At 65.5% G+C, this 13,788-nt stretch carries 16 protein-coding genes; 11 read left to right on the top strand and 5 right to left on the bottom strand.

What is annotated here, in order from left to right; translation table 11 throughout:
* Positions 1-2: 2 nt before the first annotated feature.
* From sdhD to HBF25_RS13045, 3 genes are read right to left on the bottom strand one after another with little or no spacing between them, the layout of a single operon-like run.
* Positions 3-389, bottom strand: a complete 387-nt coding sequence (gene sdhD, locus HBF25_RS13055) for a succinate dehydrogenase, hydrophobic membrane anchor protein (protein WP_166949074.1) — start codon at positions 387-389, stop codon at positions 3-5.
* Positions 386-778, bottom strand: coding sequence for a succinate dehydrogenase, cytochrome b556 subunit (sdhC, locus tag HBF25_RS13050; RefSeq protein ID WP_166949073.1), 393 nt, complete (start codon positions 776-778; stop codon positions 386-388). Before sdhC ends, sdhD begins: the two co-directional genes overlap by 4 nt.
* A gap of 57 nt (positions 779-835) precedes the next feature.
* On the bottom strand, positions 836-1,003 hold the full coding sequence (locus tag HBF25_RS13045; protein ID WP_166949071.1) for a DUF1674 domain-containing protein: 168 nt from the start codon (positions 1,001-1,003) through the stop codon (positions 836-838).
* A 126-nt stretch (positions 1,004-1,129) separates the two neighbouring features.
* Here HBF25_RS13045 and ygfZ point away from each other — a divergent pair, with 126 nt between their 5' ends.
* Complete coding sequence (gene ygfZ, locus HBF25_RS13040; protein ID WP_166949070.1) at positions 1,130-1,915, top strand: CAF17-like 4Fe-4S cluster assembly/insertion protein YgfZ; 786 nt, start codon at positions 1,130-1,132, stop codon at positions 1,913-1,915.
* A gap of 495 nt (positions 1,916-2,410) precedes the next feature.
* On the top strand, positions 2,411-2,845 hold the full coding sequence (locus HBF25_RS13035; RefSeq protein WP_166949068.1) for a cell wall hydrolase: 435 nt from the start codon (positions 2,411-2,413) through the stop codon (positions 2,843-2,845).
* Between the two features lie 178 nt (positions 2,846-3,023).
* On the opposite strand, the gene HBF25_RS13030 is transcribed toward HBF25_RS13035, so the two are convergent.
* Together HBF25_RS13030 and HBF25_RS13025 are read right to left on the bottom strand one after the other, a co-directional pair.
* Positions 3,024-3,488 (bottom strand): outer membrane lipoprotein, encoded by a 465-nt coding sequence (locus HBF25_RS13030; RefSeq protein WP_166949066.1) that lies wholly within the window; start codon positions 3,486-3,488, stop codon positions 3,024-3,026.
* 27 nt (positions 3,489-3,515) lie between these two features.
* A complete protein-coding gene (locus HBF25_RS13025) occupies positions 3,516-4,133 on the bottom strand; it encodes a glycine zipper 2TM domain-containing protein (RefSeq protein ID WP_166949065.1) in 618 nt (205 codons plus the stop codon).
* A 142-nt stretch (positions 4,134-4,275) separates the two neighbouring features.
* Between HBF25_RS13025 and HBF25_RS13020 the strand changes: the two genes are divergently transcribed.
* The 9 genes from HBF25_RS13020 to ccmB all read left to right on the top strand — a co-directional run bounded on the left by HBF25_RS13020 (position 4,276) and on the right by ccmB (position 13,741).
* Positions 4,276-5,043 (top strand): TatD family hydrolase, encoded by a 768-nt coding sequence (locus HBF25_RS13020; RefSeq protein WP_166949064.1) that lies wholly within the window; start codon positions 4,276-4,278, stop codon positions 5,041-5,043.
* Positions 5,044-5,232: 189 nt separating this feature from the next.
* Positions 5,233-5,748 (top strand): MarR family winged helix-turn-helix transcriptional regulator, encoded by a 516-nt coding sequence (locus HBF25_RS13015; RefSeq protein ID WP_166949062.1) that lies wholly within the window; start codon positions 5,233-5,235, stop codon positions 5,746-5,748.
* Positions 5,745-7,214, top strand: coding sequence for an efflux transporter outer membrane subunit (locus HBF25_RS13010; RefSeq protein WP_166949060.1), 1,470 nt, complete (start codon positions 5,745-5,747; stop codon positions 7,212-7,214). The genes HBF25_RS13015 and HBF25_RS13010 overlap by 4 nt, the downstream gene beginning before the upstream one ends.
* The gene (locus HBF25_RS13005; protein ID WP_166949058.1) at positions 7,211-8,410 is read left to right on the top strand and encodes an HlyD/EmrA/EmrK family protein; all 1,200 of its coding nucleotides are present in this window, start codon (positions 7,211-7,213) and stop codon (positions 8,408-8,410) included. Before HBF25_RS13010 ends, HBF25_RS13005 begins: the two co-directional genes overlap by 4 nt.
* A 14-nt stretch (positions 8,411-8,424) precedes the next feature.
* Complete coding sequence (locus HBF25_RS13000; RefSeq protein ID WP_166949240.1) at positions 8,425-9,966, top strand: DHA2 family efflux MFS transporter permease subunit; 1,542 nt, start codon at positions 8,425-8,427, stop codon at positions 9,964-9,966.
* Positions 9,967-10,073: 107 nt separating this feature from the next.
* On the top strand, positions 10,074-10,583 hold the full coding sequence (gene phaR, locus HBF25_RS12995; protein ID WP_166949056.1) for a polyhydroxyalkanoate synthesis repressor PhaR: 510 nt from the start codon (positions 10,074-10,076) through the stop codon (positions 10,581-10,583).
* Between the two features lie 90 nt (positions 10,584-10,673).
* Entirely contained in the window at positions 10,674-12,032 is a 1,359-nt protein-coding gene (locus HBF25_RS12990; RefSeq protein ID WP_166949054.1) for an FAD-dependent oxidoreductase, read from the top strand.
* Positions 12,033-12,449: 417 nt separating this feature from the next.
* Positions 12,450-13,058, top strand: a complete 609-nt coding sequence (gene ccmA / locus HBF25_RS12985) for a heme ABC exporter ATP-binding protein CcmA (RefSeq protein WP_166949052.1) — start codon at positions 12,450-12,452, stop codon at positions 13,056-13,058.
* On the top strand, positions 13,055-13,741 hold the full coding sequence (gene ccmB / locus HBF25_RS12980) for a heme exporter protein CcmB (RefSeq protein WP_166949050.1): 687 nt from the start codon (positions 13,055-13,057) through the stop codon (positions 13,739-13,741). The genes ccmA and ccmB overlap by 4 nt, the downstream gene beginning before the upstream one ends.
* Positions 13,742-13,788 lie beyond the last annotated feature (47 nt).

Genomic DNA, 13,788 nt, shown 5'->3' with positions numbered 1-13,788 from the left:
GATCAGCTTCCGAGCGCGATGCGCAGCACGGCCAGCACGCCCATGAGCGCGGCGAGTACGGCGATGAACTTGATGACGATGAGCGAGCCCACTTCGAGCCAGCGCGTGTGGACGTAGTCCTCGATGACGACCTGAAGGCCGAGCACCGCATGGCGGAAGGCCGTCACCACGAAGGCGATCAGCAGCACCGCGTTCCAGGGCTTGGCCACCGTGGCGCTGGCCGTGGCGTAGTCGGCGTGCAGCAGGCCGAGCACCATGATGAGGAACCATACAGTAAGGAACACGAGGGCGAGCGCGGTGACGCGCTGGAGCATCCAGTGGTGGACGCCGTCCTTCGCGGAACCGAGGCCGCGGGCGCGGGCGAGCGGGTTGCGCAGGTCCTTGCTCATGCGTGGCCTCCGGTGAGCACGAAGGCCCAGACGATGACGGTGAGCACGATGGCCGCGATGACCGAGATCCAGCTGGAGCGGACGAAGCTGGAGATGGCGTAGCCCTTACCTGTGTCCTGCACCAGGTGGCGGATGCCGTTGGACAGGTGGTAGAAGAACGCGAGGGTCCAGCCGACCAGGACGATCAGGCCCAGCGGGTTCGAGGCGCAGGCGGTGAAGGTGGCGTAAGCCTCTTCGCCGGCAGCGAGGGCGGCAAGGCCCCAGACGATGAGCAGGCTACCGACGGCAAGGATGATGCCGGTGGCGCGATGCAGGATGGAGGTGGCCATCTGCACTTGCCATTTGTAGACCTGCAGGTGGGGTGAGAGCGGTCGTCCCGTTTGTGCCATGGCGGCTATCCTGGATTGGAATCGCTGATGCCCAACCGTCCCATCCTCGCCTTCCGATCAGAAGTCGATGCAACGTCCGTTCTTTTCCCAATCGCCGTAACGCGTGGGGTCCAATGGCGCTTTCTCCTTCCCTGCCTCGCCGTTCGTGGGGACGTTCGGCGCCAGGGGCGGCTTCGCCGGAGAAGAATCGTTCGCGTCTTTGGGCTCGGAGGAATGGTCGGACATGGTTATAAAGCCCTAAAAGCGTAATACCTGTGCCATCGCAGCACAACCTTCAGGTTGCTGAAGGGGGTTGGCTTGGCCTTGGCGCGACCGTATATCTTACTCCCCTCCCCGCCATTTCGCCCGCCCATGCCGAGCCGTACCACTTGCACCATCACCCTCGCCGGCGCGGACGCGCCGGGCTTCGCAAACGCCCAGTTCAGCAGCGATGTCCTGTCGCTGGGTGTCGGCCGGTGGCAGTGGAGCGGGTGGCTGGACCCCAAGGGCCGGGTCCGCGCCCTGCTACAGGTTGCCCGCCCCGCAGACGATCGCTTCATCGTGGTGCCTCGCGGTGGCGATGGCGAAGCCCTGGCTGCCGACCTGCGCCGCTTCGTCTTCCGCTCGAAGGTGAAGCTCACCGTATCCACGCCCCTTCACATCGCCGATGGCGATGCGTTCGACGACATGCATGCCACTGAACTCGACGACGGCACGCTCGTGCTCGGGGAAGGCGATGCGTCATTGCATGTAGGTGCACGCGATGACGACGATGCATGGCTCACGCGACATATAGAACGTGGATATGCATGGCTACCTGACGATGCGTTGAATGCATTGCTGCCACCGGCACTTTCCATGGAACGATTGAACGCCGTCGCGTTCAACAAGGGATGCTTTCCAGGGCAGGAGATCGCAGCACGCCTGCATTATCTGGGTGGCCACAAGCGACACCTGCGCGTCGTGGAAAGCGAACAACCCGTTCAGGAAGGACAGTCGCTGCGCGTAGACGGACGCGAAGCAGGCATCGTGCTGATGAGCAAAGATTTCGCATCGAAGCATCTGTCGTTGGTGGTACTCGACGACACATTGTCGCAGGCGGAAACTATTGAAAAGCACGAGGCACGACTTCACGTGATATCCACGTTCGACGCATGATTCGTGCGTGATTTCACGATCACCAGCGCAAAATCTCATTCCTGATGGCATGTGAGCCGAAGCTGAACCGTGCCGCATACGCACTTGCACAAAACGTGATGCGCCACTAGGCTCCGCCGATCCATTCTCGTGGCCATGGTGTGTCTCCATGGTTACACCCGCGACGATCCGTCGACGATGACGGTTCTGGCGCGACCCGGCGAATGCCGGAGGAACAAGCCACGCATGGCCCCTGCCATCGCGTTGTATGCCGTCGGAGCCGCCGCCCTTGCGAAGCCGCTCCCGCCTCGGCACACCCCATACCGGGCGACTCCGGACAGTCGCCCAGTACAGTCACAGTGTGTGACGCCCGAACCATCCGCCCAATTCATATCCGCGGATGCAATCGGTTGATCCAGGTAGTAACGGCCTGCCCGCCCGTCTACCGCTCATACGTCTCCCAAGGTTCTTTCCAAGGCCGCAAGTGACGGAAAAGCTCGTTGGAGGCAGATACACATGAAACTTTCCGCTTTGCTCTGGATGGCGTCCGTCCTTCCGAGCCACCTCTCCGACCAGACGTGCCTGGCGACGACGGTGTACCTTGAAGCACGCAGCGAACCCACCATCGGCCAGTATGCCGTGGCGGAAGTCGCCCTTCGCCGCCGTGATCGCGGCATGGGTGGCAACAATGTCTGCGAGGTGGTGTCCGCGCCTCGCCAGTTCGCCATCACCACCACGCCAAAGGATTTCGAAGTTACCGACCTCGTTGCATGGACAAAGGCCTGGAAGATCGCCGGCGATTCCATCAACAACTGGAGCCTGCCGAAGGGTGAGCGACTGGTCTACGTACCGCAGGCGGATCATTTCGCCACGGTCGCCGTCGCACCGGCATGGTCGAGCAAGCGAGTCGTTCGCAAGATCGGTGACCACGCGTTCTACGCCGTGAACTGACCGATCGATACAACTTGCGGGGAAAAGGAATCTGAGCGGGCAGCTTGAGATTCCCGGGAAAAGGGGCCCTCGGACGAGGGTCTTTTTTTGTCTGCGATATTTGCATCGTCAATCAAGTGAAAAACAAAAGGCCCGCTTTCGCGGGCCTTTTGTTTAAGACGGCTAGACGTCTATACGATCAACGACGGAACACCTGGTCGCCACGGATTTCCACGTAATCGCCGCGACGCAGCTGCGGATCGTTACGCTGGGTTACCGTCGCCGAGCGCCCGTCGTCAAGACGGATGCGAACACGGAATGCCACGTCCTCGCCGTTGTTCTTGCCGACCTGGTTGCCGACAAAGCCACCGACGACGGCGCCACCCACGGTAGCCGCGGTGCGCCCGTCACCCTTGCCGATGGTGCTACCCAGCACGCCACCGGCCACCGCACCGATCACGGCACCCAGCGGCGACGACTGGCGATCCGAATAGATCTGCTCCACGTCCTGCACCACACCGCACTGCTGGCATCCGCGCGGCGGACCGGAATAGACGACGCGTTCCTCGCGATAAACCCTGCGTGGCTGCTCATAGCACGCGGTAAGCGACAGCGTGGCAAGCGCGGCGACCACGATGCCGAGCTTCTGGACGATGGTGTGCATAGGGGTACGTCCTGGATAAGGGGTCGATCAACGGGCGTCGGAAATGACCGAGACGCCTTCCTGTACTTCGACGCGATCGCCCGGGTCGTGGTCCATGCGGACCGAGCGGGTCACACCGTTGTATTCGTAGCGCACGTCGTAGGCGACGATGCGGTCACCGCTGCTGCCAGCCACCGTGTTGCACTTGCGGACGGTGCTGGTAACGGTATTGGTTTCCTGGCGGCGCTCCTGGATTTCGTGGCCGGCATAACCACCACCGATGGCACCTGCCACCGTGGCCAGCGTGCGGCCCTTGCCGCCGCCCACCTGGTTACCCAGCAGACCACCGGCGACGGCGCCGATGGCCGTACCGGCGATCTGGTGCTCATCCTTGACCGGTGCGCGCCGCGTCACCACTTCGTCGTGGCATTCGCGCTGCGGCGAGGAAGCCGCCTCGCGGACCGGGTCGACGCTGACCACCCGGGCGTACTTCGGGCCCGGCGGCGGAGGCGGTGCAGCGATGGGGGCCGCTGCCGGGGCGGCTCCGGGGGCGTTTCCCGGGGCGTTGGCCACGTCGGCGTTCGCATCGCGATTACAGGCGGAAAGGCCAAATACCAGCGCCGCGCCCAAACCGATGTTCAGGACGGAAATCTTCAACCTGCTCATACCCTACTCTCCGATAAAAGGTCTGCGACCCGATGGCGCTCGAGCCCCATCACCCGGTGGTCGCCTCGGTCACATTTGACAGTCGTCAAACTGAACGAGACCTTAGACTCCCCGCTCACGATTCAGCTTCCCACCTCCCCCTATGCCCGACCTGATCGATACCCATGCCCACCTCGACGATAGTTCGTTCGCCGACGACGGTGACGCCATGTTTCAAAGGGCGCGCGATGCGGGCGTGCGACGCTGGATCGTACCGGCGATCGACCGGGGAAACTGGGCGGCGGTCGAGCATTTGTTCAGGACGCGTGAAGGCGTCTATCCCGCTTACGGACTGCATCCCCTGTTCCTGCAAGGACATCGCGACGAGCATCTGGATGAGCTTCCGGCCTGGCTGGACAGCAAGGGCGCGGTAGCCGTGGGTGAGATCGGGCTCGATTTCTACGTGGAAGGGCTCGATCCACAGCGCCAGCGGGAACTGTTCGAAAAACAGTTGCACATCGCGAAGGAACACGACCTGCCCGTGATCGTGCATGCGCGCCGCGCGTTCGAGGAAACCATCCACACCTTACGCCGCATCGGCGGCCTTCGCGGTGTGATTCACAGCTTCTCGGGCAGCGAAGAGCAGGCGCGTCAGTTGTTCGGCATGGGTTTTCATATCGGCATCGGTGGCCCCGTGACTTACGATCGCGCCAACCGCATTCATCGTGTCGTGTCGTCGATGCCGCTGGAGTGGCTGCTACTGGAAACCGATGCGCCAGACCAGCCTTGCATGCATCGGCGCGGCGAACGTAATGAGCCGGCTTTCATGATCGATGTCCTCGACACCGTGGCTTCGTTGCGTGATGCGACGGTGGCAGACATCGCCGCCGCCACGACGAAAAATGCCGAGGCATTGTTCGGCCTGAACTGATCCCCCTGGTTGCGTTGCGTTGTAGGAGCGCGCCTTGCGCGCGACCGGTTCAATCGAAACGATGGATATATTCGCGAAAACCGGTCGCGCGCAAGGCGCGCTCCTACAGGGGGGGGGGCGCAGGGCACTTGCCGCCTCTTCCAGCCCTTGCTAGCCTAATACTTCACCAGCGAACTATTAGCCAGCGTAATGTCCAGCCTGAAGCCCTGTGTCGATGCCCTGTACGAGGGTGTCGAACGGGTCGCCGGGACCATCCCCGGCGTGCCCAAATGCGAAGTCCTGCTTATCCGCCTGCTCCTGCTCACGGGTGAGGCCTTGCAGCGCGACGTCGAAGCGAAACTGAAGCCCTTCGACATGAACGACAGCGACTTCCGCACGCTCATCATCCTGTACTCGTCGGTGGACGGCAGTTCCACGCCCAGCGAGCTGTGCTCCCTGGCGGAGCAGAAGCCCACCAACATGACGCGGATCACCAACCTGCTGGCCAAGCGCGGCTTCATCACCCGCTCGCACGCGGTGCATGACCGCCGCCAGGTGATGCTGAAGATCACCCCGGAAGGCAGCCACTTCGTACGCACGCTGCTGCCGCCCATGTTTCCCGCGTTGATCGAGAAATTCGCCTGTTTCAGTACCACCGAGCGGAAAACCTTCGAGCGCCTGCTCAAGAAGCTCGCCCTGCATATCGACACTGCGGAATCACCATGATCCCCTCCCTCCTGCGCCCCACCCTGCTGGCTGGCGTCGTCGCCCTGTCGCTCGCGGCCTGCCACGTGCCCGCAAAGATCGACCGGCCCGCCCTGCGGGCTGACGTTCCGCTCGCAGGCCTCAGCACCAGCAACCGTCCCGGCTGGCCTGACGCCCAGTGGTGGAAAGCCTATGGCGATCCGCAGCTCGACACGCTCATCGACATGGCACTGCGCGGCGCGCCCGATCTCGCCCAGGCGAAAACGCGCGTCGACAGTGCCCAGCAGAACATTCGCGTCGCCGCCGCGCAGGCCGGCCTGCGCGTGAACGGCAGTGCACAGGTCGAGCGCCAGCGCATGAGCGAACACGGCCTCATTCCGGCGAAGTTCCTCGGCTTCACCTGGTACAACCAGGCCGACCTCGGCATCCAGGTGAGCTACGACTTCGACTGGTGGGGCAAGAAGCGCTACGCCATCGAAGGCGCCATCGACAGCGCTCGCGCTGCCGAAGCGGAGCGTTCGGCCGCTTCGCTTTCGATCCAGTCCGTAGTGGCCGACACCTATTTCGGCTGGCTGGCCGACGAGGCCCGCGTAGCCCTGGCCGACAAACTCATCGCCGCCCGCGAACGTGCCCTGCGCATTGCCGAACTGCGGGTGAAGCAAGGCGTCGATGTACCCGACACCGTGCAACAGACCCGCGCCCAGTTGGCCGGCGCCCGCCAGCAGAAGGTGGCCTTGCAGGGCTCCGCCGATATTCGTCGCGCCTCGCTCGCCACCCTGGTCGGCGTGTCGCCCTCCCAGCTTCCCCCGCTTGAGCCACGCGCATTGCCGGACGTTGCCCCCGGCCTGCCCAGTGACATCGGCAGCAACCTGATGGCGCGCCGTCCGGATATCGCGGCCAGCCGCTGGCAGGTCGAAGCCGCCCTGCGCAACACTGATGCGGCGCGCGCGCAGTTCTTCCCTGACGTGAGCCTCAAGGCGATGGCCGGCCTGTCCAGCATCGACATGGACAAGGTGTTCTCCGGCAGCAGCCGCGTATTCTCGCTGACGCCCGCCATCAACCTGCCGATCTTCGAAGGGGGCGCACTGGAAGCCGCGCATGGCGTGAGTCGCGCACAGCTCGACGCCGCCGTGGCGCAGTACAACACCACCGTCGTTTCCGCCGCACGCGATGTCGCCACGCAGGCACTCAGCGCCGAACAGCTGGCTGGCCGCCGGCAGCAGCAAGCCGACCAGGTGGACGCCACCGACCGCCTGCTTGCCAGCGCGCAGGCCCGCGCCAGGCGTGGCGTGCGCGACGACCGCGAGTCCCTGGAAACCGAAGCCAGCGCCCTGCAACAGCAGGACGCCGCCGTCGACCTGCACGGCCAGGCACTCTCCACCGATGTCGCGCTGATCAAGTCACTCGGCGGCGGCTACCGCGCCGAATCCACCACTTCTTCTTCCAACCCTTCCACGCCCAGCACCGACGGAGCCCAGAGCCCATGAGCGCCACCACGACCGATACGCCGCAAGCGCCACAGGAAAGCGGCAATGCGCCGAAGGACAAGCGCAAGCGGACGCGCGCCCTGCTCATCGCCCTGATCGTCCTCGTGCTGGCGGCGCTGGCATGGTTCCTTCTGTGGCTGTTCGTGTTCTCTACCCGCGAGACCACCGACAACGCCTATGTGGGCGGCAACCAGGTGGGCATCTCCGCCCAGGTGCCCGGCATCGTCATCGGCGTATACGCCGACGATACGCAGCGGGTGAACGCGGGCCAGGTGCTCGTGCGCCTCGACCCCACCGACGCGGACGTAAGCCTGCGCAAGGCCAGCAGCTCGCTCGCCGAAGCCGTCCGCCAGGTGCGCCAGCAGACCCAGTCCTCCGCCAGCGCGGATGCCGGGCTCGCCGCACGCCGCCTCGACCTGAAGCGCGCACAGGACGACCTCAAGCGCCGCCTGCCGCTGCTCGCCGAGAAGGCCGTGGCGCCCGAAGAAGTGCAGCACGCCCGCGACGCGGTGGACAGCGCACAATCCGCACTGGAATCCGCCCAGCGCCAGGCCGATGCGGCCCGTGCCCTGGTCGATGGCAGCGACATCGAGAACAACCCGTCCGTGCTCCAGGCGCGCGCCAGCTTCCGCCAGGCCTGGATCGCCTCGCAGCGCAACGCCATCCTCGCGCCCATCGATGGCTACGTCGCCCAGCGCAGCGTGCAGGTGGGCAACAGTGTGCAGCCCGGCCAGCAGCTGATGACCGTCGTGCCCCTGCACGACCTCTGGGTGGACGCCAACTTCAAGGAAAGCCAGCTGCGTCATGTACGCATCGGCCAGCCGGCGAAGATCGAGGCGGACATCTACGGCGGTGGCGTGGAATACCACGGCAAGGTGATCGGCCTGGGCGCCGGCACCGGCAGCGCGTTCTCGCTGCTGCCCGCGCAGAACGCCACGGGCAACTGGATCAAGGTGGTACAGCGCGTGCCCGTGCGCATCGCGCTGGACCCGAACGACCTCGACAAACATCCGCTGCGCATCGGCCTGTCCACGGCAGTGACGGTGAACATCACCGACGACAAGGGCGACGTGCTGGCGAAGTCGCCCAGCGACAAGCCGGTCGCGCAGACCAACGTATACGACGACGTGGCCGCCAAGGCCGATGCCGCCGCCGACGCCATCGTGCGTGACAACCTAGGGACGAACGTGCCTTGAGCGACGCCGCCGCCATGCCCGCGCCAGCCGGGCCCAAGCCGCTGCAGGGCGGCCCGCTGGTCCTGCTGACGATTGCCGTCGCGTTCTCCACCTTCATGGAGATCCTCGACATGACGATCGTCAACGTCGCGGTGCCGCACATCGCGGGCAGCCTCGGCGTGAGCTCCAGCGAAGGCACCTGGGCGATCAGCTCCTACGCGCTCGCCAGCGCCATCATGCAGCCGCTCACGGGCTGGCTGGCGCGGCGCTTCGGCGAGGTGAAGACCTTCTGCTTCTCCGTGGCCCTGTTCGTCGTGTTTTCCATGCTGTGCGGCCTGGCCACCAGCATGCCGATGCTGGTGATCTTCCGCCTGTTGCAGGGTGCGGGCTCGGGCCCGATGGTGGCGCTGTCGCTTTCGCTGCTGCTGGCAAGCTACCCGAAGACAAAACAAGGCATGGCCCTGGCCATGTGGGCGATGACCGTGGTGGTGGCGCCGATCTTCGGCCCCATCCTGGGCGGCTACCTCACCGACAACTTCTCCTGGCCGTGGATCTTCTACATCAACGTGCCGGTGGGTGCGGCGGCGGGCTTCGTCACCTGGTCGATCCTGCGTCATCGCGAAACCAAGACGGTGCGCGCGCCGATCGACTCCGTGGGCCTGCTGCTGCTCGTGGTCGGCGTGGGTTCGTTGCAGTTCATGCTGGACAACGGCAACGACCACGACTGGTTCGCCTCGCCGATGATCCTCACCCTGGGCCTGATCGCCCTGGTGGCGCTGGTGTTCCTGGTGATCTGGGAGCTTACGGCGAAGCATCCGGTGGTAGACCTGTCGCTGTTTGCCCGGCGCAACTTCGCGGTGGGCGTCACCGCACTGTCGCTGGGCATGCTCGCCTTCTTCGGCATCAACGTGGTGTTCCCGCTGTGGTTGCAGACCACGCTGGGCTATACCGCCATCTGGGCCGGCCTCGCGACGGCACCGGTGGGCATCCTCGCCTTCCTCGTCTCACCGATCATCGGCCGCAACATCCAGCGTCTGGAACTGCGTGCCGTGGTGACGTTCGCCTTTCTGGTGTTCGCCTTCACCTCGTTCTGGTTCGCCGGCTTCAACAGCGGCGCCTCGTACGCGTCGCTCGTGCTGCCCCGCTTCATCATGGGCATCGCCATCGCCTGCTTCTTCATTCCGCTCAACCAGATCTTCCTGTCGGGCCTCAACCCGGACCAGATCGCAGGCGCGTCGGGCCTGGCCAACTTCTGCCGCACGCTGGCATCGAGCGTCTCCACGGCCATCACCGTGACGCTGTGGCAGCACCGGGGCGAGTTCCACCATGCCTCGCTCACCGAGTACGTCACCCAGGCGTCGCCCGCCGCCACGGCATACACGCAGCGGCTGTCCACCATCGGCATCCAGGGCAAGCCCTCGCTGGCGGTGGTCGACCAGGTGCTCAACCGCGAGGCGCTGACCCTGGCGGTGAACGACGTCTTCTGGGGCTGCGCGATCCTGTTCCTGCTGCTGATTCCGGTGCTCTGGCTGGCCAAGCCGCCGTTCGGCAACGCCGGTGGTGCTGCCGCACATTAAATCGGCATTAATTGAATCGATCTAAATGTGGTTTGTGAAAACGGCAAGGCAATACCATGACTTGCCGTAACTGGTGCGTCGCAATACCTCGTGTTACTTTTCGCCGCATGGCACAAACCCTGCGCATCATTAAGAAGTATCCGAACCGTCGTCTCTATGACACGGAAATCTCGAGCTACATCACGCTGGAGGAGGTACGCCAGCTGGTCCTCGACGGGGAAACTTTCGAAGTCCGCGACGCCAAGTCGGGCGAGGACCTCACCCGTTCGGTCTTGCTGCAGATCATCGCGGAGCACGAGGAGCACGGCCAGCCGATGCTCTCCTCGCAGCTGCTCTCGCACATCATCCGGTTCTACGGCGACTCGCTGCAGGGCTTCATGGGCCCTTACCTGGAACGCAGCCTGCAGGTCTTCCTCGACCAGCAGCAGCAGTTCCGCAACCAGCTCAACAACCTGATGGGCCAGACGCCCTGGTCCATGCTCAACGAGATGACCGAGCGCAACCTCGACGTCTGGAAGTCGATGCAGCGTGGTTTCCTGGACGCCGCCACCGGCCGTCCGAGCGAGCCCGTCCGCCCGGCTCCGACCACCACACGCACGGGCAAGAAGCCCAGCTGACCTGTCACGCCGCCGCGAGCACTTGCTCCCGGCGGCGCTGCGGCGCACGATGCGCTGCCCCGCAATATCGCGTCCCGGACAAGGCAGCCCATGCCCCGTAACGACATCGCCGTGGTCGGCGCCGGCCTGGTTGGCGCCCTGGTCGCCACCCTGCTCACCCAAGGCGGTTTTCGCGTCACTGTCTACGAGAAGCGCCCCGATCCGCGTCGCGCGGGCTTCCAGGGTGGCCGCTCGATCAACCTCGCCCTTGCCGAACGCGGCCTGCATGCCTTGCGGGCTACGGGCCTTGCCGATCAGGTGCTGGCCCAGGCCGTGATGATGCGCGGCCGGATGGTGCATGACCCGGCCGGTCACAGCGGCCTGCAACGCTACGGCGTGGACGATACCGAGGTGATCTGGTCGGTATCCCGGGGCGGGCTCAATACGCTGATGCTCGATGCCGCCGAAGCGGCGGGCGCCACGATCCACTTCGATCAGGGTCTGGCTGCCGCCGACCTCGACGCCGGTACGCTTACCCTGCGCGACGACGCAGGCAACGAACGCACCGTCGAGGCCCCCGTGATCATCGGCGCCGATGGCGCCGGTTCCGCGTTGCGTGCAGCCATGCACCGGCATTCGCCACTGGGCGAGCGCGTGGAAGAACTGGGTCACGGCTACAAAGAGCTGGAGATCCCGCCGGGCAAGGACCCGGCCACGCCGTTCGCCATCGAGCGCAATGCACTGCACATCTGGCCCCGCGGTCACTACATGTGCATTGCCCTGCCCAATCGCGAAGGCAGCTTCACCGTCACGCTGTTCCTGCCTAACGACGGCGAGCATCCGAGCTTCCGCAGCATCGCGGGTGCCGGTGCCGCCGAGGCGTTCTTCCGTACCGAATTCCCCGACGCGCTCGCCCTCATGCCCGAGTTCGCCGCCGACTGGTCTGCACATCCGGTGGGTACCCTCGCCACGCTCTATCTGGATCGCTGGCACATCGGCGGTCGCGCACTGCTGATCGGTGACGCGGCACATGCCATCGTGCCCTTCCACGGGCAGGGCATGAACTGTGGTTTCGAGGATGCCGCCGAACTGGCCGAACTGTTCGCCGCGAATCCGGACGATAGCACGGCGGTGTTCGCCGAATTCGAGGCGCGGCGCAAGCCGAATGCCGATGCCATCGCACAGATGGCGCTGGAGAACTACATCGAGATGCGCGACAAGGTGGCCGACCCGCGCTTCCTGCGCATGCGCGAACTCGGCACCCTGCTGGCGCAACGCTCGCCAAGCCATTACATGCCGCGCTACCGCATGGTCACCTTCACCCACCTGCCGTATGCCTACGCGCTGGAGCGCGGCAAGGCACAGGACGTGCTGGTGGAGCAGTTGCTGCGCGGGCATGACAGCGTGGCGAGCGTCGATATCGACGCAGCGGTACGCACCCTGGAAGCCACCCTCCCCCCGCTCCCGTAGGAGCGCGCCTGCGCGCGACAGCTACGGAGTCGCGATTCCGGTCGCGCGCGAGGCGCGCTCCTACAAGTGTGAGGCACACCGGTTCCGTTGCTCCTGTAGGAGCGCGCCTGCGCGCGACCTGTTACGGAGCGGCACCCCCGGTCGCGCGCGAGGCGCGCTCCTACAAGTGTGAGGCACGCCGGTTCCGTTGCTCCTGTAGGAGCGCGCCTGCGCGCGACCTGTTACGGAGCGGCACCCCCGGTCGCGCGCGAGGCGCGCTCCTACAAGTGTGAGGCACACCGGTTCCGTTGCCCCTGTAGGAGCGCGCCTGCGCGCGACCTGTTACGGAGCGGCGGCCCCGGTCGCGCGCGAGGCGCGCTCCTACAAGGGGAGACCGTGGCATGGACATTACCGCGCGGGTGCCGCAACAATCGGCGGATGACTCTTGTCGATGCTCCCCTGCTCGAAGCCCGCGCCCTTGGCTTTCTCCGCCAGGACGAGCCCGTGTTCGGGCCGCTCGACTTCGCGCTGCATGCGGGCGAGATCGCCCTTGTCGAAGGTGACAACGGCAGCGGCAAGACCACCTTGATGCGCGTGCTTACCGGCCTGCTGCATGCCAGCGAAGGTGAGCTGCACGTGGCGGGGGATGCTGGCAGCCTGGTTTTCCTGGGCCACCACCTTGGTCTCAAGGCCGATCTCTCCGCCCGCGAAAACCTCGACCTCGCCATGGCCCTCTACGGTCGTCGCAGCGATACGACGCCCACCTCCGCACTGGCCGAGGTGGGTCTCGCCGGCTACGAGGACGAACCGGTGCGCCGTCTTTCCGCCGGCCAGAAGAAACGCGCCGCGCTCGCGCGCCTGCTGCTCCTGCCCGCCCGCGTCTGGCTACTCGACGAGCCCTACGCCAACCTCGACCGCGAAGGCATCGCCCTGGTCAACCGCCTGCTCGCGCTGCATGCCTCGCGGGGCGGCGCGGCCCTGGTGACCAGCCACGGCGCCGTGACTTTCGCGGGCGACGCCCTGCGTCGCATCCGGTTGCACGCGTGAGCCCAGGCAGCACGTCCTCCGCCTGCGCCGCCCTGTTGCGCCGCGACCTGATGCTCGCCTGGCGTCGCCGGGGCGACATCGCCATGCCGGTGCTCTACGCCCTGATCGTCGGCACCCTGTTTCCCTTCGCCATCGGCCCCGAACCGGCCCTGCTCGCACGTATCGCATCGGGTGTGGTGTTCGTCACCGTGCTGCTGTCGATCCTGCTCTCGCTCGACGGACTCTTCCGTGGCGACATCGAGGACGGCTCGATGGAACAGCTGATGCTCGCCCCCCAGCCGCTGGCCCTGCTGGTGGGCATGAAGATCCTCGCGCACTGGCTCACCGCCTGTCTGCCGTTGATCGTCGTCGCACCCATGCTCGCGTCGATGCTGCACTTTCCGGCAAGCGCGCTGCCCGTGCTGGTACTGGCGCTACTGCTGTGCACACCTCTGCTCAGCCTGCTCGGTGCCGTGCTGGTGGCGCTGGCAGGCGGTGCGCGGCGCTCTGGTATGCTTCTGGCGCTCATGCTGTTGCCTTTGTGCGTGCCGGTGGTGATATTCGCCGCGGGGGCGGTATCCGCCGCACAACAAGGCCTGCCCTGGGTCGCGCCGATGGCGTGGCTCGGTGCCGGACTGGCAATGGCTGTGGTCCTCGGTCCGCTCGCGTGTGCTGCGGCATTGCGCATCGCGATGGACACATGATTTAAACCCACACGGGCCCGGGAGGCACTTACCGTGAAGGTACGAAC

This window comes from Luteibacter anthropi, from assembly GCF_011759365.1.
GTDB lineage: Bacteria > Pseudomonadota > Gammaproteobacteria > Xanthomonadales > Rhodanobacteraceae > Luteibacter > Luteibacter anthropi.
Note: the sequence above shows the minus strand (reverse complement) of the source record. Positions and strands in the feature narration are given on the sequence as shown.

Coding starts and splice junctions, on each gene's coding strand:
- HBF25_RS13000 (WP_166949240.1), top strand. CDS start 8,425: ATGCCCGCGCCAGCCGGGCCCAAGCCGCTGCAGGGCGGCCCGCTGGTC.
- HBF25_RS13025 (WP_166949065.1), bottom strand. CDS start 4,133: ATGAGCAGGTTGAAGATTTCCGTCCTGAACATCGGTTTGGGCGCGGCG.
- HBF25_RS13015 (WP_166949062.1), top strand. CDS start 5,233: ATGTCCAGCCTGAAGCCCTGTGTCGATGCCCTGTACGAGGGTGTCGAA.
- ygfZ (WP_166949070.1), top strand. CDS start 1,130: ATGCCGAGCCGTACCACTTGCACCATCACCCTCGCCGGCGCGGACGCG.
- ccmA (WP_166949052.1), top strand. CDS start 12,450: ATGACTCTTGTCGATGCTCCCCTGCTCGAAGCCCGCGCCCTTGGCTTT.
- HBF25_RS12990 (WP_166949054.1), top strand. CDS start 10,674: ATGCCCCGTAACGACATCGCCGTGGTCGGCGCCGGCCTGGTTGGCGCC.
- HBF25_RS13030 (WP_166949066.1), bottom strand. CDS start 3,488: ATGCACACCATCGTCCAGAAGCTCGGCATCGTGGTCGCCGCGCTTGCC.
- HBF25_RS13035 (WP_166949068.1), top strand. CDS start 2,411: ATGAAACTTTCCGCTTTGCTCTGGATGGCGTCCGTCCTTCCGAGCCAC.
- HBF25_RS13005 (WP_166949058.1), top strand. CDS start 7,211: ATGAGCGCCACCACGACCGATACGCCGCAAGCGCCACAGGAAAGCGGC.
- HBF25_RS13045 (WP_166949071.1), bottom strand. CDS start 1,003: ATGTCCGACCATTCCTCCGAGCCCAAAGACGCGAACGATTCTTCTCCG.
- sdhD (WP_166949074.1), bottom strand. CDS start 389: ATGAGCAAGGACCTGCGCAACCCGCTCGCCCGCGCCCGCGGCCTCGGT.
- HBF25_RS13020 (WP_166949064.1), top strand. CDS start 4,276: ATGCCCGACCTGATCGATACCCATGCCCACCTCGACGATAGTTCGTTC.
- phaR (WP_166949056.1), top strand. CDS start 10,074: ATGGCACAAACCCTGCGCATCATTAAGAAGTATCCGAACCGTCGTCTC.
- sdhC (WP_166949073.1), bottom strand. CDS start 778: ATGGCACAAACGGGACGACCGCTCTCACCCCACCTGCAGGTCTACAAA.
- HBF25_RS13010 (WP_166949060.1), top strand. CDS start 5,745: ATGATCCCCTCCCTCCTGCGCCCCACCCTGCTGGCTGGCGTCGTCGCC.